This window comes from Streptomyces sp. LN549 (assembly GCF_043203805.1).
Taxonomy (GTDB): Bacteria; Actinomycetota; Actinomycetes; order Streptomycetales; family Streptomycetaceae; genus Streptomyces.
In genome coordinates, this window is sequence record NZ_JAZHRI010000002.1 from 394,019 (window position 1) to 411,893 (window position 17,875).

The window sequence follows — 17,875 nt, forward strand, 5'->3', positions numbered from 1 at the left end:
CTTTCAGGCATGGGGAAGGGGTTCCGTATGACCGAGGACACGGCGGGCGGGGGCATCAGCCGGCGGAGGCTGGGCGGTGGGATGCTGGCCCTGGGCGGAGCACTCGCCCTGGCGCCCATTCCGTTCGCGGCGGCGGCGTCTGCCACGGAGTCGGGGGCGGGGTCGTCGGACATGAGCACAGGGACCGCGGCGGGGACGCAGCCGGGTCGGGACAGGCCGACGCTGCGGCGCGGATCGGCCGCCCGCGCGGGGCTGTTGCAGGAGCCGCTCGACCGACTGGTCACCGAGGCGGAGAGATACCTCGCCGACTCGCCCAAGCACCCTTGGTACGCGGGCGCCGTACTGCTCGCGGGACGGGGCGGGACGGTGGCACTGCACCGGCCGATCGGCAAGGCGGTGCGCTATGCGGCGTACGACGAGAAGACCGACACCGGTGTGGAGTTCCCGGCGGACCAGCAGATCCCCATGGCCGAGGACACGGTCTTCGACCTGGCGTCGGTGTCGAAGCTGTTCACCTCGATCCTGGCCGTGCAGCAGATCGAGCGCGGCGCGCTGGAGCTGGAGGCGACCGTCGCCTCGTATCTCCCCGACTTCGCCGGCGGTGGCAAGCAGGACATCACGATTCGTCAACTGCTCACGCACACCTCGGGTTTCCGCGCCTGGATCCCGCTCTACAAGGCGCCCACCCGGGAAGGGAAGCTGGAACTCATCTGGAACGAGGTGCCTGCGAACCCGCCCGGCACGGTCTACCTCTACTCCGACCTCAATCTGATCTCGCTCCAGCTGGTGCTGGAGAAGATCACCGGCCGCACCGAGGACGTACTGCTCCGCGAACAGATCACCGCTCCACTCGGGATGCACCGCACCCGTTACAACCCGCCGGCCTCCTGGAAGCCGAAGATCGCCGCGACCGAGGACGCCCGGCTCCCCTGGTCCGGGCTGGAACGCGGGCTGGTCTGGGGCGAGGTCCACGACGAGAACGCGTACAGCCTGGACGGGGTCGCCGGCCACGCCGGAGTCTTCAGTTGCGCCTGGGACCTGGCGATCCTCGCCCGTACCCTGCTCAACAGCGGGGTCTACGGCCGGGCGCGGATCCTCTCTGCCGCGTCGGTGGACCTGCTCTTCACCGACTTCAACACGGCGTTCCCGGGTGACGCGCACGGTCTCGGCTTCGAGCTCTACCAGCACTGGTACATGGGGGCGATGGCCACTCCGCGCACGGCGGGCCACACCGGCTTCACGGGCACCAGCCTGGTCCTCGACCCGACCACCGACTCGTTCCTGATCGTTCTGGGCAACTCGGTCCACCCGGTGCGCAGCTGGCGCTCCGGCAGCGCGCCGCGTGTCGCCACCGCCAACCAGATGGCCCGGGCGGTCGCGGTCCGGCCGGCACGGGGCCGTACGGCATGGTTCTCCGGTCTGGCAAGCGCCTCGTCGGCCACCCTCGCCCTCCCGCCGCTCGCCCTCACCTCCTCGCGTGCCCGGCTGAACTGCGCCCTGTGGTGGGACACCGAGCCCGGTTCCGACTTCCTGTTCCTGGAGGCCTCGGCGGACGCGGGGGCCACGTGGCAGCCGGTCCCCTTCAGCACGGGACCGGCCTCGCCGAACGGGCCGGAGCAGCCCGAACCGCATCCGACGGGCGCCGTCTCCGGCTGGTCGGGCCGGGTCTGGCACCGGCTGGAGGCGGACCTCGCGCAGTGGCGCGGCGGGGAGTTGCGGCTGCGCTGGCGTTACACCACGGACCAGCTGTACGTCGGCCGCGGGGTGTACGTGGACGCCATCAGGGTCGAGGACGGCGGACGTGCGGTCTTCGACGAGGGGCGTCCAGGAGACGCCCGGCGCATCTCGGCGAACGGCTGGGCCGCTTCGGCGGACTGACCGGCACCCAGGGGACACCGCCCCAGCCGGGCCCGGCCGGGCAGCCGAGGAGTGACGGGTAGCCCGGACACAGAGCGCGTTCACGAGTCTCCAGGGCGCGGCTGAAGGTGGCGACGGCCTCGCTCGGGGCGGCGGCCGCCCGGCGCGCGGGCGACCTTGCGGGGCCGCCGCGCGCGAGGCGGTGGAGATCATCTGCGAGCGCGGCGCAGCCTCCGCGCGAGTCCCCGACCGCCGCCGGCCTCGGCGCGCCGGGCCGGTGCCGGCAGGCGGTCCCGGGCTCAGGGCGTGCCGCGCACCGGGCGCTCGGGACGCGGCGTTGCCGGCAGGGGCGGGGAGAGCAGGGGCTCGAGCAGCCGCGCCAGTTGCTCGAGCTGCTCCGGACCGAGTCGGCCGGTGGCCGGCGCGAGGGCGTTCTTGGCTTCCTCGTACATGCGTTGGGTGAGGTCGCGTCCGGCGTCGGTGATCAGGACGACGACGGCGCGCTTGTCCTCGGAGCTCGTACCGCGTGTCAGCAGCCCACGCCGTTCGGCGCGGGCGATGAGGCCGGACATGGTGGACTTGTCCAGTCCCAGGAACGCCGCAAGGTCGCTCATGCGGGGGTGTCGGTCGCGCAAGATGCCGAGCACGCGCAGCTGGGTGAGGGACAGGTCGTGCTCAGCACCGATGCGGGTGAGCACGCCCATGACCTGGAAGGCACTGCGGACCAGGCCGTCGACCAGGGCGTCCGTGGAGTCGTCGGGAACCATGCATCCCACCAAACCGCCGGGGCCACCGCAGGCCCGCCCTGGGCTGGCTGGACCAGCCGGCCCGCCCCACCGCGATGGGCCGGGGCGACATGGAGGCCGCGCTCTGGCAGCAAGTCCAGCCGCACAGCGGTGACGGTGTCGAGGTCCGCTTCTCGACGGCACCGATGGAGATCGTCGAAGACGGCTCCGCGGCGGAGGTACTGCTGGAGGACGCCACCGGCCGGCGCTACCGCGAGCCCTTCGGCCTGGTCGTCGGCGCGGACGGAATGCGCTCGACCGTACGGCGCCGCGCATTCGGCCCTCACGAGCGCTTCATGACCACCTGGAACGCGATGATCTGCGCCTTCCCACTGTCCGAGCAGGCGCCGTCGCTCGGCGCGCAGGACAGTCTCATCAGCGCCCGCTCCGGGCGCGCAGTGTGGGTGTTCGGCCTGGCGGACAGGGCACCCACCGCGCTGTTGACCTACTGCACCCGAGACATCGACGCCCAGTTCACCGGAGACCGCACCGAGCGGCTGCGCGCCGTGTTCGACTACATGGACCATCCCGCCGTGCGCCACGTCCTGGACGCGCTGCCCACCACGACGGACTGCCTGTTCGACTCGGTGCACCAGGTGAGGATGGATCGGTGGAACACCGGACGGGTCATGCTCGCCGGCGATGCGGCGTGGTGCCTGAACCTGTTCTCGGGCATGGGCACCACAGCCGCTTTGACGGGCGGAGCGGAACTCGGCCGCGTCCTCGCGGAGCACCCCGACGACCTCGCCGCCGCACTGACCGCATGGAAAGCCCGCCTGCGCCCGCTCAGCACCACCCATCAGCGCGTGGCACGGCTGAAACACCAGTGGTTCGCGCCAACGAACCGTGCTCTGGCCGGAGTTCGGACGCCGGCCCTGCATCTGACAGTCAACGCCCGGCGCACCGTCACCGAAACTCGCCTCCTCCAAGCCACCGCCCCGGCCCCGAACAGCGCGTGAGACGTGCCGGCCGGCTCCGCCTCGCCGAGCCGGCCCGGCTGTCACAGGCTGCTTGCCGTCCTCGTTGGCCCCAGGCTGTCGGCGTCCTCGGATTCCGGGGCCCGGCGGGGCGAGGCCGGCCTGGCCGACTGAAGTACTCAATGGCCAACCGAAGCATGCCTTCGGCGTGCAGACGTCACAACAGGCAGAACTCGTTGCCCCCGGGTCCGCCAGGCAGGCGCCGTCGTCCCACTCCTCCGCCGGGACGTCGTAGTGCGCGAACCACTCCCCCCAGCTGCCGAAGCCCTTCGGCGCCGGCTTCTGCGCGTATCCCGGGGCGAGCGCCCAGAACTCCGCCAGTTGCGCGGGGTGCGCGCAGTCGATTCGATTCAAGATTCTTTTTCTGTCGAAACATTTCGATCGATTGCGTCTTCGATATCGATTCACCAGCCATCCGATTCGCCGATGCGAGCTAAAGAACCCCAGATCAGCCGGGGTGGCCCTGCAACTCGTTTTGCACTTGCCATGACGACTCACACGCTCAATCCGCTGAACATTCGGAATCCTTTCGTAACGCTGAGGGTTGAATGTACGCATGCGTCCCCTCGCATCCCATGGCGTGCATGAATAGGAGAACAAAACAGCAGGTCAAAGCTATACATGGCGCCACCGAGGTGGTTAACCTCTTCGAAATGTTTCGGAAATGTGGCGTTGACGAGCGATCCAGGCGCGCGCATACTCTCCCTCGCTCCCTGCATCACCGATCAACTTCGCGCCACGGAACCGTCGTTGGACGGCGGATCCCCCCGTGGCCGACGAACCGCTCAGCACACGGTCCACTCACGCGTCCGGGCGGCCCGCTCATGCCGCCCGGCGACCGGAAGAAGGTGTTGGAAAGTGATCGTCAATTCACCGCACAGCGGCGAAGCCGCACGTCCGCAGTTGCTCTCACGGGCACGAAGGGCCGGCGTGCTCGCCACGGCCGGCGTGCTCGCCGCGGCAGGAGTCCTCTCGCTCGCGGGCACCGCAGACGCCGCGACGACCCTCGGGGCTTCCGCCGCCGCCAAGGGCCGCTACTTCGGCACCGCGGTCGCCGCCAACCACCTGGGCGAGTCCGCGTACGCCTCCACCCTGGACACCGAGTTCAACATGGTGACCCCGGAGAACGAGATGAAGTGGGATGCCGTCGAGGCCTCCCGCAACAGCTTCAACTTCGGCTCCGCGGACCAGATCGTCAGCCATGCCCAGGGCAAGGGAATGAAGCTTCGCGGTCACACGCTGGTGTGGCACTCCCAGCTGCCCGGCTGGGTCAGCGGGCTCGGGGCCACCGACCTGCGCTCGGCGATGAACAACCACATCAACCAGGTCATGGCGCACTACAAGGGCAAGATCTACGCCTGGGACGTCGTCAACGAGGCCTTCCAGGACGGCAGCAGCGGGGCCAGGCGCAGCTCGCCCTTCCAGGACAAGCTCGGCAACGGCTTCATCGAGGAGGCCTTCCGCACCGCCCGGGCCGCCGACTCCGGAGCCAAGCTCTGTTACAACGACTACAACACCGACGGTCAGAACGCGAAGAGCAACGCGGTCTACGCCATGGTGAAGGACTTCAAGCAGCGCGGTGTGCCGATCGACTGCGTCGGCTTCCAGTCGCACTTCAACAGCAACTCCCCCGTCCCCTCGGACTACCAGGCCAATCTCCAGCGCTTCGCCGACCTCGGGGTCGACGTGCAGGTCACCGAGCTTGACATCGAAGGCTCGGGATCGGCGCAGGCCGCGAGTTACACCAAGGTCGTGAACGCCTGTCTGGCCGTGTCGCGCTGCAACGGCATCACCGTGTGGGGCATCCCGGACAAGTACTCGTGGCGCAGCAGCGGCACCCCGCTGCTGTTCGACGACAACTACGGCAAGAAGCCCGCGTACACCGCCGTACTCGCGGCACTGGGCGGCACCAGCGGCGGCGGGGACAACGGCGGCGGGACCGGCTCGTGCACGGTCACGTACACGAAGACCGACACCTGGGGAGACCGCTTCAACGGGCAGGTGACGGTCAAGGCGGGCAGTTCGGCGATCAGCACCTGGACGGTTCCGGTGACGGTGACGTCGCCGCAGAAGATCACCACCACCTGGAACGGCACTCCGTCCTGGGACAGCAGCGGCAATGTGATGACGATGAAGCCCAACGGCAACGGCAGTCTGGCCGCCGGGGCCTCGACATCCTTCGGGTTCACCGTCATGACGAACGGCAACACCTCGGCGCCCTCCATCGGCGCCTGCACCGCCTCCTGACCCACGGGCGGACGCGGGGCGCGGTGGCACCCACCGACGTCCGGTGACCATCGGCGCGAGGGCACCCCTACCCAGGCGGTGTCCTCGCTGCTCCGTTCACCGGCCGGCAGACATCCCTGGTGCGCACCGGTTCCTCACCGCCGCGCATAGACCTCGCCCGGTGACGCCACCTCGGCAGGGGCGGGCGCGGTCGACTCCCGGACCACCAGTCTCGGCCTGATCAGGAGCGAACGTCCGGCGACCGGGGCGGAGTCGATACGGGCCTTCAGCTGCTGGAACGTCTCGGCGGCCATCTCCGGCAGCGGCTGGCGCACGGTGGTCAGCGGCGGCTCGAAGAGGTCGGCCAGCAGGATGTCGTCGAACCCGACCACGGACACGTCCTGCCCGGCGCTGCGGCCGGCGTCCTTCGCGCCCCGGCAGATCCCGATCGCGCACATGTCGTTGATCGCGACGAACGCCGTGGGCGGACGCGGCCCGCACAGCAGCTCCCGGGCGGCTTTGCGCCCCAGCTCGGCCGCGTCCTTGTCACCGAACTCCGCGGTGTCGGCGCCGGGCCACACGATCGCGTCCGCCGGGTCCAGGCCCGCCGACTCCAGGGCGGCCCGGAATCCGCGCAGCCGCTCGCGACGGTTGACACTGTTGACCGAGCCGGAGACGAATGCCAGTCGGCGGTGGCCCAGTTCGAGCAGATGCCGGGTGGCGAGCTCGGCTCCCATCGCGTTGTCGACGCTGATGGAGGCCAGTGACGGCGGATCGCCCGCCTGGGCGGTGCGGTCGAAGGCGACCATCTTCAGACCGCGGCTGAGCAGCGGGGCCACATGGTCGAGCGAGGGCAGCGAGGAGCAGAGCACCACCCCGCTCACCCCGTCGGCCAGCAACTCCTCCCCGTACTTGAGCTCACGGGCCGGATCGCGCTCGCTGTTGCAGAGCAGTACGTGATACCCCTCGGCCAGCGCTATGGCCTCCAGCTCCCGGGCGAGCGCACCCCAGAAGGGGTTGGCGACGGACGGCACGATCAGGCCGATGACCTTGATCCGGCCGGTGCGCAGCATGCGCGCCGCACGGTTGGGCCGGTAGCTGAGCTGCTCGATCACCTGCTCCACGCGGGCCAGGGTGGCCGCCTGCATACGGTCCGTACGTCCGTTGAGGACGTTCGACACGGTGCTGGCGGAGACACCCGCAGCCTCCGCGACCTGATGGATCGTTACCCCGCTCATGCCACCTCCGGTTCGGAATGTGTTCGCCAGACTAGTGTACCGATTTACTGAACTCGCTTCACCGGTACACCCGTTAACTTCCCGGAAAATTGTTGTGCATCAGCTGTTGACGCGCCTCTCGAGGCGTTCTTAGTCTCAGTGCATCGATTTACCAGCGCTTCCCAGCCATGGCCGGGATGCGTATCGCTGGATCGATCCACCGCCTCCACCTCAAAAGGGGTGCCACATGGAACTCAAACGACGGTCGCTGCTCGCTGCCATCGGTGCCGGTACCGCTGCGGCCGCGCTCAGCGGCTGCGGCACCGGCTCCACGGCCGCAGGCTCCGCCGATGGTCCCGCCGAGGGCGAGATCACGCTGCTCACCCCGATCTACGAGAACGCCAACGGCAAGACGCTGTTGGAGAAGGAGATCCTCGGCGGCTTCCGGAAGAAGTATCCGGACGTCAAGGTGAACGTGGACTACACCACGTACACGCAGCTCAACGAGAAGATCACCACGGGTATGGCCGGCGGTCTGCTGCCCGATGTGCTGATGATGGGCGTCGGCTGGATCCCGCCGTTCGCCGCCAAGAAGGCGATCGCCCCGCTGCCGGAGAAGTTCGCCACCGCGCACGACTACGAGAAGCGGGTGCTGGAGCCGTCGCGCTACGACGGCAAGCTGTACGCGCTGCCGGTGGTGCTGGACACCCGCATCGTCGTCTACCGCAAGGACCACTTCGCCGAGGCGGGCATCAAGAAGACGCCCGCCAACTGGGCCGAGCTGCGGGCCGTGGCGAAGCAGCTGACGAAGGACGGGCGGATCGGTTTCGACCCGTTCTCCATCGATCTGCGCCAGTGCTGGGAGACCTTCCTGTTCGCCAACGGCGGTCAGCTGTTCAGCGCGGACGGCAAGAAGGTGCTCTTCACCGACAACCGGGGGGTCGAGGCTCTGCAGTTCTTCAAGGACCTCATCAAGGACGGCTCCGCCAGCTACGCCAAGAAGACGGCACTCGGTGAGCCGGCGAACGTCCAGACGGGCAAGGCGTCGATGATGATGACGAGCAGCGCCCTGTGGGAGCAGGTCCGCCTGCAGAACCCCGAGCTCCTGAAGGAGGACAAGCTCGGCGCGTTCGTGCTGGCCAACCGCAAGCCGGCGATGCTCCAGGGCGGCACTCTCGTCACCCAGTCGGCCAGCTCCAAGCACCCGGCCGCCGCCCGCGCACTGGTCCAGTATCTCGCGACCCCGGAGTCGATCCTGGGCGCCGCGAAGCAGCGCGGCTCGGTGCCGGGGCTCAAGGACCTCAACGAATCCGGCTATGTGAAGGAGAACAAGTTCGTCGACCTCTCCCTGCAGAACATGAGCGCCGCCTGCTCCGAAGGCGGCTCCCCTGCCTGGATGGAGATCCGCGAGAAGATCAAGCCGACGCTGGAGCCCGCGATCGTGGGCAACCAGTCCGCGAAGGACGCCATCGCGGAACTCGGCCGTCTCGCCGAAGCCGCCATCGGCCGGATGTGAGGCGCCACTGTGGGAGCTGTATCCGTACTGAAGGCACGGCCCGCGCGGCCGCCTTCCCCGCCTGAGGAGACCCGGCCCGCCAAGCGGCGGACCGGCAGGACCCCGACGGGTCCGGGGCGCCGCCGGCAACGGGCCGGCATGCTGATGGTGGCCCCCGCCCTGCTGCACGCGGCGCTCTGGATCGGCCTGCCGGTCGTCGCCTCGGTCGTCCTGGCCTTCACGAAGTACGACGTGCTGACGCCGCCGCAGTTCGTGGGGCTGGACAACTTCAAGGAGATGATGGACGACGCGGTGTTCCGCAAGTCCATCGTCAACACCGTCGTCTACACCTTCTTCACCGTGCCGTTCGGCATGATGCTGGGGCTGCTGGTGGCGCTCGCCCTGCACACGGGCCTGAAGGCGCGCGGCATCTTCCGTACCGCGATCTTCCTGCCGCAGGTCACTGCCACGGTGGCGATCGCCCTGGTCTGGCTGTGGATCTACAACCCGAGCAACGGGCTGCTCAACGCCCTGCTCTCGTTCGTAGGGATCGACGGCCCGGCCTGGCTCTCGTCGACCACCTGGGCGTTGCCCTCGGTGATCCTGGTCGGCATCTGGCAGGGCATCGGCATGAAGATGCTCATCTACCTGGCCGCGCTCCAGTCCCTGCCGAAGGAGCTGTATGAAGCGGCGTCGGTGGACGGCGCGTCCAAGGCGCGGCAGTTCTTCTCCATCACGCTGCCGCTGCTGAAGCCCGCGACGTTCTTCGTGCTCATCACCTCGATGATCACCGCCTTCCAGTCGTTCGACCAGATCTACATCCTCACCGAGGGCGGGCCGGCCAACAGCACCACGATGATGACGTACGAGATCTACAAGTCCGCCTTCCGGGAGTTCCGCGTCGGCTACGCCTGCGCCCAGTCCCTGGTGCTGTTCGTCCTGCTGATGGGCTTCACCCTGGTCAACCGGCGGATCATGGGAGGTACCCGTGGCCACAACTGAGCTGCACAAGCCCGGCGTCGCTCGCCCGCCCCGGCCCACGGCCAAGGGGAAGCCGGTCACTTTCGGGCGGATCGCGCTCTATGTGACGCTGTCCGCCGTGTCGCTGCTGATGGTGGTGCCGTTCGTCTGGATGGTGCTGACCTCGCTCAAAACACCGGTGGAGATCGCGTCGCAGGATGCCGGACTGCTGCCGGAGCACTGGGATTTCGGCAACTACGCCGAGGCGCTGAAGGCCGCGCCCTTCGCCACGTACGCCCGCAACAGCTTCATCATCGCGACCAGCCACACCGTGCTGAACCTGGTGATCGCCTCGATGGCCGGGTACGCGCTGGCCCGGATCAAGTTCCGCGGCAGCGAGGTCATCTTCTACCTCTTCATCGCGGCGCTGATGATCCCGACGTACACGAAGGTGCTGCCCGAGTTCCTGATCGTCCGCTTCATGCCGCTGGCCGGCGGGAACGACCTGTTCGGTCAGGGCGGCAGCGGCTGGCTCGACACATGGTGGGCGCTGATCGTGCCCGGCGCGGTCACCCCGTTCGCGGTCTTCCTCTTCCGGCAGTTCTATCTGGACCTGCCCGTGGAGCTGGAAGAGGCCGCCCGGCTGGACGGTCTGGGCGAGTTCCGGATCTACGCCCGGATCATGACGCCGCAGGTCAAGCCCGCCCTCATCACGGTGGCGCTGCTGACCTTCGAGTCCTCCTGGAACAACTTCCTCTGGCCGCTGCTGGTGACCCGGACGGACAGTCTGCGGGTCATCCAAGTGGGGCTCTCCGTCTTCAGGACGGAGAACGGTCCCCAGTGGCACTTCCTGATGGCGGGCACCACGCTCGCCACCCTGCCCATGGTCGTTCTCTTCCTGATCGGCCAGCGCTACTTCGTGCAGGGCTTCGCAACCGCCGGTCTCAAGTGACCGGTCCCGGTCCTCGACGGCCGGTTATCGAAAGGGTTACCCCCCATGTCTGCTGATCTCCAAGGTTCCCGCGCGCTGGTGACCGGGGCGGGCCACGGCATCGGCCGCGCCATCGCCGTCGCCCTGGCCGAGGCCGGCGCCGATGTAGCCGTCCACTACCACTCCTCCGCGGACGAAGCCGCGAAGACGGTCTCCGCGATCGAGGCGCTCGGCCGGCGGGCCAAGGCGTTCCAGGCCGATGCGACGGTGACGGCCGAGGTGGACCGCTTCGTCGAGGAGGCCACCGGGTTCCTCGGCGGGCTGGACGTCCTGGTCTGCAACGCCGGTCATCTGATCGGGCGGGCCACCATCGCCGAGATGTCCGACGACCACTTCGACCAGGTCATCGACACCAATCTGACCTCGACGTTCCGTACGGTACGGGCGGCGCTGCCGCAGCTGAAGGAGTCGTCCGCCGGGCGCATCATCACGATGTCGTCGCTCGCCGCGCACAACGGCGGCGGTCCCGGATCGGTCGCCTACGCGGCCGCCAAGGCCGGGATCCGCGGCTTCACCAAGGGTCTGGCCAAGGAACTCGGCGGCAGCGGCATCACGGTCAACACCGTCGCCCCCGGCTTCATCAAGGGCACCGCCTTCCATGACACGTTCACCGCGCCCGCGGCGCAGCAGGCGATGGAGGCGGGCATCCCGGTGGGCCGGGCCGGCACGCCGCAGGACGTGGCCGCGGCCGTCGTCCACCTCGCATCGCCCTCGTCCGGCTTCCTCACCGCGACCACCGTGGACATCGACGGTGGCGTGTGGCCGCGTTGAGGCGGATCGCGCGGGAGCGCGGCGGCTGGTGGCACGCGTACGTCTGCCCCGCGCACGGGGTGGAGCTGGACCACGGTGATGTACTCGCCGGGGTGTTTCCCGAGGGCGGTGCGCGCTGTGCGTACGGCTGCCGGGTGGACAACGAGGCGGTGCGCGGTGCCTGGACGGTGCTGTCGCACCAGGCGTGGGCGCGGCACCTGCGGGTGCTCGCCCACCGCGGGGAGCGTGCCGAGGCGGTGTCCCGTCTCGTCGAGTACACCGCTCTGTACGAGGAGTTGGCCACCGCGCAGCACGGCGAGGCACAGGGCTGGATGCTGCGCGGCCGGCTCTTCCACCAGGCGCTGACCGACGCGATCTGGGCGGTGAACATCGGGCACACCGTCATCACACTCGCCGAGCAGGGCACGGACGACCTGACCGGGGTGCTGCCGCTGCTCGACTCCCTGGAGCGGGCAGCTCTCGATGCCCGCTCGGTGCTGATCGGCAAGGGCCAGCTCGCCTCCAACTACACCGCGTGGCTCAACGCCGCGGGCGCCGCCGCCGGGCGGGGCGCCGCGGCGGTGCGCGGGCAGGAGTGGGACGGCTCCAAGGAGTGGCTGGAGGGCGACAGCGGGCTGTACGCGCATCTGCGGGTCGCGGTCGCCGGGGACGGCTGGGAGTGGGAGGGCAGCACCTACTACCACGGGTTCGTCCTGCGGGCGGCGCTGCTGGCGCTGCGGGGCACCGATCCGGTGGCCCTCCCGTCGGACGTGGTGGGTGTGCTGGCCGGGATGACGGACGTGCTGGCGGCGATCGCCACGCCGGGCGGCATTCTGCCCGCGCTGCACGACGGCCCGTATCTACGTGCCCCGCTGGCTCTGGAGTGGCTCGAACTGGTGGCTCTTGCCCAGCAGTTGGTTCCTTCGGCCGCGCTGGCCGCGGTGGCCGTCCGGGCCCGTGCCGAACTGGGCCCTGCCGACGACGGGCTGGACCGGGAGCTGGGCGGCTGGTTCACCGGCCCGCCGCTGCCGGAGCGCCCTGCGCCCGGCGCGCTCACCTTGTTCGGCACGGCCGGCTATGCGGTGCTGCGGGTCGCGGGCATCCACGCCCTGCTGGACTTCGGTCCGCACGGCGGTTCGCACGGCCACCGGGACAAGTTGTCTCTCTATCTCTATGGCGACACCACGCCGTGGCAGCCCGATCCGGGCCAGGTCCCCTACGCCCACGCCGAGTTCCGTGATCTGTACGCCTCGACCGAGGCCCATCCGGCGTTCCGGGTGGACGGCCTCGAACAGGCGGAGTGCGCGGGAGCCCTGCTCGGCTCGGACGACCGCTCCGTCACCGCCGAGGTGACCACGGCGTACGAGGGGGTGCGCGGCGTCCGCCGGATCGCCGCGGGCGCCGGCTATCTGGTGGACATGCTGACCGTGACGGCCACGGAGTCCCGGCACATCACCGCCCAGTTGCGGCCCGGTACCGCGCTGGACGTGCAGGTGCAGGCGGCGGGCGCGACGCGGACCACCTGGTACGGCGACGAGACCCTGCACGGCTGGCACACGCACCGGGCCGACGTGCCGGTGCGCCCGGTGAGCCGGCCGGGCCCCGGGCCGGCCGACGACCCGCAACGCGTACGGACCCGGGTGGACTTCACCGCCGACACCGACCGGGTCACGTTCGCCTCGGTGTACCAGGCCGCGTCGGCCGGGCCCGCGGTGACCGACGTACAGCTGGACGGCGACGGGCTGACGGTCTGCCTGGCCGACGGCAGCACCGCACGGTTCCGGACGGAGGACTGACCCTTGTTGCTCTCGGCGACCCCGCCGCCAGGACCGCGTCCCGCGCAGGAGAAGCGGCTGTACGAGGAGGCCACCCGCCACCGCGGGCTGACCCCGCCCCGTACGCACCCCCTGGCCAGCATCACCTGGCTCGGCCCCGCCGCCTCCAACCCGGCCCTCGCCTACCGGGTCTCCGGCGACCCCTCGCACCTGGCGGAGAGCCTGCGCTGGATCGAGGCGGCGGTGCGGCTGCCGCACTGGGGCAGGGCCCATATGCCGGACCACGACCTGGATGCCGGCTGGCTGCTGCACCATCTCTCCCTCGCCTACCGGTGGCTCGGCGACGACCTGCCGGACGGGGTACAGGCGCTGCTGCGGTACAAACTGCTGCTCCAGGGGCGGCGGATGTACGAGTTCGCGGTGGCGAGCGAGGGCCGTTGGTGGTCGTCGTCGTACTGGCAGAACCACAACTGGATCTGTTACGCGGGCCTGGCGACGGCCGGGTACGTGCTGGGCAAGGAGGAGTGGACCGAGCGTGCCAGGGACAACCTCGCAACCGTCCTGGACCTGATGCCCGAGGACGGATCGCATGCCGAGGGCGTCGTCTACTGGCGCTACGGCGTGCCGTTCCTCGCCATCCACCTGGATCTGCTCCAGGAGGCGGAGGGCATCGACTGGTGGGACCGCGGCGGTTTCATGTCCCGCACGTTCCGCTACCGGCTGCACCAGACGGCGCCCGGGTTCGCGTTCAACGTCGACCACGGCGACTGCCACGACCGGCGCAGCGGCCACAGTGCCGGTCTCTACTACCGGCTGGCCGCCCAGTACGCGATCCCCGAGGCGCAGTGGATGGGCGATCTGGCGTCGGGCGAACTGCTGTGGCCGGAGGCGGCCGAGAGCGGGGTGCGGCCGGGGATCCTGCCGGAGGCCTATCTGGAGTACCTCTGGTACGACCCGTCCGTCCCTGCCGCCCGGCCCACCGAAACGCGGGCGTTCTTCCCCGACCTCGGGCTGCTGGCCGCGCGCACGGGCTGGGACGACGACGCCACTCTGGTGTCGTTCAAGGCCAGTCCGGGCGGGGGCCACCGGGCGTGGGAGACCGCGGAGAAGCACCGGGCGGACAAGGGCTGGGACACGCTCAACCAGGGGCACCACCACCCCGATTCGGGTTCCTTCGTGTTCGTCTCGCAGGGCGCGTTCCTCGCGGTCGACGAGGGCTACAGCAACCGCAAGCGGGCCGCGCACCACAATCTGCTGCTGGTGGACGGGCAGGGGTACGCGGACGAGGACCGGTACCACGTGTACCGGGACATCCCCTTCGAGCGGCAGGCCCGGCAACGCGATGTGCTCGTCTCCCCCGACTGCGGATGGGCGCACTCCACGGCCGAGATCGCCGCGATGTACGACCCCGCGCTGGGGGTGCGGCGGCTCGACCGGACGCTGGTGTTCACGCCCTCGGGACGCCTGGTGCTGCTGGACCTCGCCGAGGCGGAGACGGCACGGGAGTGGACGTTCCTGCTCCAGACCGACCGGCCCACGGAGCCCCAGCAGGACGGCAGCCGGCTGATCCGCGCCCGGGCGGCCTCGGCCCGGTTGCGGCAGTTCGCCCCCGTCGACGGCCGCGTCGTCGGGGAGGTGACCGAGGTGGAGGCCAATCCGACGTCGAGCACGCCGGAACTGCGCCTCACCCGCACCCTGCACACCCTGCGCTCCACCACGACGCGTTCGGCCGAGGGGCTGTTCCTCACCACGATCGCCCCGGGAACCGGGACGGACGCCACCCGGGTTGCCTGCACGGAGGGCCAGGGCGTGGCCTTCGGAACCGAGACCGTGCTGCTCTCCCCCGTCACCCGGCGGATCCGTACCGCCGGAGTCCTCGCCGATGCCGCGGCCGTGCTGCTCACCGAGATCGACGCCCCCTGTGTCGTGGCGGCGACCCGGCTGGAGCTGGACGGCGTCGTGCTGCTCGATGTGGCGGAACCGTACACAGGAAAGGTCGGCTGATCATGCAGGCAACTCTCTCGTCCGGCTGGCCGACGCTGCTGCGGCGGCTGGAGTTCGTGGCCTACCCGGCCGCCGCCGGGGCCGCGTGCGCCGTGCTGTCGCTGGGGGTGGTGACCTGGCTTCCCGCGCTCGCCGCGATGGCGCACGGGCTCCAGCGCTGGAGGGCCGAGGGGGACAGCCGGTGCGTCGTCCACACGTTCAGGGCCTTCCCGCAGTACTGGCGGGCCCTGTGGCGGCACTCGCTCGTCTCGACGGCGGCCGGGGGCGTGCTGGCCGCCAACATCGTTCATCTGCTGGGCCGTTCGGAGCCGTGGACCTTCGTGCTGCTGGCGGCCCAGGTGGGCATCGCGGCCGCCCTGGTCATCCACCATGTGGCGCTCGCGGCCGAGGCCGGCCGGGCGCCGGACGGCACCGTCCGTACCTGGACCCGGGGCGCGCTGGCGCTCGGCTTCGGTTCGGCCGCCCGGGGCACCGCCCTGCTCGGCGCGGTGGTCTCCTCCGTGCTCCTCTCCCTCGTCGTACCGCTGGGGCCACTGCTTCTCGGCCCGAGCATTCCCGTACTGCTCGCTCTGTCCTTCGCTGATCCCAGGAGGCACACCCCATGAGCCACGCACTGCGCACCACTCTCGTCGCCGCGCTCGCCGTCGGCGCCCCGCTCGCCTTCCCCCCGCCGTCGGTGGCCGCTGCCGCCGCCACCGCCTACTACGTGTCGCCGACCGGCAGCGACAGCAACTCCGGTACGTCGGCCGGCTCCCCGCTCGCCACGATCCAGAAGGCGGTCGATCTGGCGCCGACGGGTGCGGTGGTCAACCTCGCCGCGGGTACGTACAAGCAGGATGTCGTGACCAAGCGCGCCGGCGTCACGATCACCGGCCCGGCGAACGCCGTGGTGAAGGGGGCGGGCGACGCCCGGATCATTCAGGTGCAGCACGACTCGACGACGCTGAACGGCTTCACCGTCGACGGGCTGCACGGGTCGTCCACCGATGTGGCGGGGTACCGCCTCAAGCTCGTATATGTCATGAGCACAACTCCCGGTAACGGTGTGGGTGGTCTGCGCATCACCGGCATGACACTGAAGAACGCCGCCGACGAATGTCTGCGGGTGCGCTATCTGGTGACCGGCGCCGACATCTCCGGCAACACCATCAGCGACTGCGGTGTCGCCGACTTCAAGTTCGGCGGCGGGGGCAAGAACGGCGAGGGCATCTACCTCGGCACCGCACCCGAGCAGCAGGGTGCGAACGGCGCCCCGGACGCGGCTCCCGACATCAGCAGGAACAACCGCATCCACCACAACACGATCGCCACCCGCGGCAACGAGTGCGTCGACGTGAAGGAGAACTCGACCAACAACTACGTCGAGTACAACGACTGCAGCCAGCAGAAGGACTCCAGCTCCGGCGGGCTCGACGCGCGCGGCAGCGGCAACATCTTCCGCTACAACACCATCCACGACAACGTCGGTGCGGGCATCCGGCTCGGTGGCGACACCGAGACCGACGGCATCGACACCAGCGTCTACGGCAACACGATCACCGGGAACGCCGGCGGCGGCATCAAGTTCATGCGCACCCCGCAGGGCCCCGTCTGCACCAACACGATGAGCGGGAACACCGGCGGCGACGCCGTGGGAACCTACGGCGGCGAGTACGCCCCGACCGGTGCGTGCCCCCAGTGAGCGGGCAGGGACCCGCGAGACGCGGGGTACTGACGGCGGCGGCCGGGCTGGCAGCGGTCGTGGCGGCGGCCCCCGGCGCGCAGGCCGCCGCAGGACCGGGCACCGGTGCGCGCCGCTCGCGCTGGACGGCGTCGTGGGCGACCGCGCAGACCGCGCCGACGCCCACCGACACGGTGGCGAGCGCCGGGCTGACGCAGGGCACGTTCACCGCGCACGTACGCCTGTCGGCCGGCGGACAGGTCCGGCTGCGCTACGGGCACGCCTTCGGCACGGTGCCGGTCCTGGTCGGCCCGGTGACCGCGGGCGGCAGGCCCGTGACGTTCGGCGGGAAGCGGCGGGCCTGGATCGCCGCGGGCGCCTCGCTGACCAGTGACGCGCTCGCGGGTCTGCGGGCCGCCGAAGCCTCCCTGCTGACGGTCCGCACCGAACTGCCGGGCCCCACCGGACCGTTGTCCTTCCACCGCAACACCCATGCCTCGCACGACGTCGACGGGGAGCGCACCGCCTCGGTGTTCCTGCTGACGGGCGTCGAGGTGACGGGCGCGCACGGGCCGGTGATCGCGGTGCTTGGCGACTCCATCGCGGAGGGCGTCGGGACACCCGACGACTCCGATCTGCGCTGGCCCGACCAGCTGGCCAGGCGACTGCCCGGCGCGGCGGTCGCCGATCTCGGGATCAGCGGCAACCGGGTGCTGCTCGACGACGCCCGGTTCGGGCCGGGCGGACAGGCCCGCTTCGACCGCGATGTGCTGTCCCTGCCCGGGCTGCGGACCGTCCTGATCCACCTCGGGGTCAACGACCTCCAGCAGCCGCCCAGCCAGACCGACCCGGCGCTCGTCCTGGCCGGCTACCGGCAGCTGGTGCTGCGCGCCCGTGACGCCGGACTGCGCGTGGTCGGCGCGACCATCGCGCCGTTCGGCGGCTGGACCCGCTGGACGCCCGAGCTGGAGACGGTACGGCAGCGGATCAACGCGGCCGTGCGGACCGGCCGGGTCTTCGACACCGTCGTCGACTTCGACGCCGCCCTGCGCGATCCGGACCACCCGGAGCGGATGCTGCCCGCGTACGACAGCGGCGACGGGCTCCACCCCAACCCTTCCGGCCATGCGGCGCTCGCCGCGGCCGTCGACCGCCGACACCTTCTGTGAGGGCCGCAC

14 protein-coding genes are annotated in these 17,875 nt (G+C 70.3%); 12 read left to right on the top strand and 2 right to left on the bottom strand.

Translation table 11 applies throughout. The features are described 5' to 3' along the window. The first annotated feature begins 27 nt into the window (after window positions 1-27). A complete protein-coding gene (locus SH922_RS01890) occupies window positions 28-1,878 on the top strand; it encodes a serine hydrolase (RefSeq protein WP_393053834.1) in 1,851 nt (616 codons plus the stop codon). Between the two features lie 278 nt (window positions 1,879-2,156). Here SH922_RS01890 and SH922_RS01895 read toward each other — a convergent pair whose 3' ends face one another. Then, the gene (locus tag SH922_RS01895) at window positions 2,157-2,624 is read right to left on the bottom strand and encodes a MarR family winged helix-turn-helix transcriptional regulator (protein ID WP_393053837.1); all 468 of its coding nucleotides are present in this window, start codon (window positions 2,622-2,624) and stop codon (window positions 2,157-2,159) included. Between the two features lie 47 nt (window positions 2,625-2,671). Between SH922_RS01895 and SH922_RS01900 the strand changes: the two genes are divergently transcribed. Beyond that, window positions 2,672-3,601, top strand: coding sequence for an FAD-dependent monooxygenase (locus SH922_RS01900; RefSeq protein ID WP_393063442.1), 930 nt, complete (start codon window positions 2,672-2,674; stop codon window positions 3,599-3,601). A gap of 921 nt (window positions 3,602-4,522) precedes the next feature. Further along, on the top strand, window positions 4,523-5,866 hold the full coding sequence (locus tag SH922_RS01905) for an endo-1,4-beta-xylanase (protein WP_393063443.1): 1,344 nt from the start codon (window positions 4,523-4,525) through the stop codon (window positions 5,864-5,866). A gap of 134 nt (window positions 5,867-6,000) precedes the next feature. Here SH922_RS01905 and SH922_RS01910 read toward each other — a convergent pair whose 3' ends face one another. Continuing rightward, window positions 6,001-7,083 (bottom strand): LacI family DNA-binding transcriptional regulator, encoded by a 1,083-nt coding sequence (locus SH922_RS01910; protein ID WP_393053840.1) that lies wholly within the window; start codon window positions 7,081-7,083, stop codon window positions 6,001-6,003. 226 nt (window positions 7,084-7,309) lie between these two features. Here SH922_RS01910 and SH922_RS01915 point away from each other — a divergent pair, with 226 nt between their 5' ends. The 9 genes from SH922_RS01915 to SH922_RS01955 all read left to right on the top strand — a co-directional run bounded on the left by SH922_RS01915 (window position 7,310) and on the right by SH922_RS01955 (window position 17,866). Beyond that, window positions 7,310-8,578: an ABC transporter substrate-binding protein gene (locus SH922_RS01915; protein ID WP_393053843.1), complete on the top strand. Its 1,269-nt coding sequence runs from the start codon at window positions 7,310-7,312 to the stop codon at window positions 8,576-8,578. Window positions 8,579-8,716: 138 nt separating this feature from the next. Further along, window positions 8,717-9,559 carry a sugar ABC transporter permease gene (locus tag SH922_RS01920; RefSeq protein ID WP_327713004.1) on the top strand — a complete coding sequence of 281 codons (843 nt, stop codon included), beginning with the start codon at window positions 8,717-8,719 and terminating at the stop codon, window positions 9,557-9,559. Continuing rightward, entirely contained in the window at window positions 9,546-10,469 is a 924-nt protein-coding gene (locus tag SH922_RS01925) for a carbohydrate ABC transporter permease (RefSeq protein ID WP_393053847.1), read from the top strand. Before SH922_RS01920 ends, SH922_RS01925 begins: the two co-directional genes overlap by 14 nt. A 45-nt stretch (window positions 10,470-10,514) precedes the next feature. Then, on the top strand, window positions 10,515-11,279 hold the full coding sequence (locus tag SH922_RS01930; RefSeq protein ID WP_393053850.1) for an SDR family NAD(P)-dependent oxidoreductase: 765 nt from the start codon (window positions 10,515-10,517) through the stop codon (window positions 11,277-11,279). Next, the gene (locus SH922_RS01935) at window positions 11,267-13,054 is read left to right on the top strand and encodes a heparinase II/III family protein (protein WP_393053853.1); all 1,788 of its coding nucleotides are present in this window, start codon (window positions 11,267-11,269) and stop codon (window positions 13,052-13,054) included. Before SH922_RS01930 ends, SH922_RS01935 begins: the two co-directional genes overlap by 13 nt. A 3-nt stretch (window positions 13,055-13,057) precedes the next feature. Next, a complete protein-coding gene (locus tag SH922_RS01940; protein WP_393053856.1) occupies window positions 13,058-15,037 on the top strand; it encodes a hypothetical protein in 1,980 nt (659 codons plus the stop codon). A 2-nt stretch (window positions 15,038-15,039) separates the two neighbouring features. Next, window positions 15,040-15,642 (top strand): hypothetical protein, encoded by a 603-nt coding sequence (locus SH922_RS01945; RefSeq protein ID WP_393053859.1) that lies wholly within the window; start codon window positions 15,040-15,042, stop codon window positions 15,640-15,642. Then, window positions 15,639-16,718: a DUF1565 domain-containing protein gene (locus tag SH922_RS01950; RefSeq protein WP_393053862.1), complete on the top strand. Its 1,080-nt coding sequence runs from the start codon at window positions 15,639-15,641 to the stop codon at window positions 16,716-16,718. The genes SH922_RS01945 and SH922_RS01950 overlap by 4 nt, the downstream gene beginning before the upstream one ends. Further along, the gene (locus tag SH922_RS01955) at window positions 16,715-17,866 is read left to right on the top strand and encodes an SGNH/GDSL hydrolase family protein (protein WP_393053865.1); all 1,152 of its coding nucleotides are present in this window, start codon (window positions 16,715-16,717) and stop codon (window positions 17,864-17,866) included. Before SH922_RS01950 ends, SH922_RS01955 begins: the two co-directional genes overlap by 4 nt. The last annotated feature ends 9 nt before the right edge of the window (window positions 17,867-17,875 follow it).

What these genes read in the sequence shown, in the direction of transcription:
- SH922_RS01915 (WP_393053843.1), top strand. Translation starts at nt 7,310, where the DNA reads ATGGAACTCAAACGACGGTCGCTGCTCGCTGCCATCGGTGCCGGTACC.
- SH922_RS01895 (WP_393053837.1), bottom strand. Translation starts at nt 2,624, where the DNA reads ATGGTTCCCGACGACTCCACGGACGCCCTGGTCGACGGCCTGGTCCGC.
- SH922_RS01945 (WP_393053859.1), top strand. Translation starts at nt 15,040, where the DNA reads ATGCAGGCAACTCTCTCGTCCGGCTGGCCGACGCTGCTGCGGCGGCTG.
- SH922_RS01890 (WP_393053834.1), top strand. Translation starts at nt 28, where the DNA reads ATGACCGAGGACACGGCGGGCGGGGGCATCAGCCGGCGGAGGCTGGGC.
- SH922_RS01950 (WP_393053862.1), top strand. Translation starts at nt 15,639, where the DNA reads ATGAGCCACGCACTGCGCACCACTCTCGTCGCCGCGCTCGCCGTCGGC.
- SH922_RS01920 (WP_327713004.1), top strand. Translation starts at nt 8,717, where the DNA reads ATGCTGATGGTGGCCCCCGCCCTGCTGCACGCGGCGCTCTGGATCGGC.
- SH922_RS01910 (WP_393053840.1), bottom strand. Translation starts at nt 7,083, where the DNA reads ATGAGCGGGGTAACGATCCATCAGGTCGCGGAGGCTGCGGGTGTCTCC.
- SH922_RS01930 (WP_393053850.1), top strand. Translation starts at nt 10,515, where the DNA reads ATGTCTGCTGATCTCCAAGGTTCCCGCGCGCTGGTGACCGGGGCGGGC.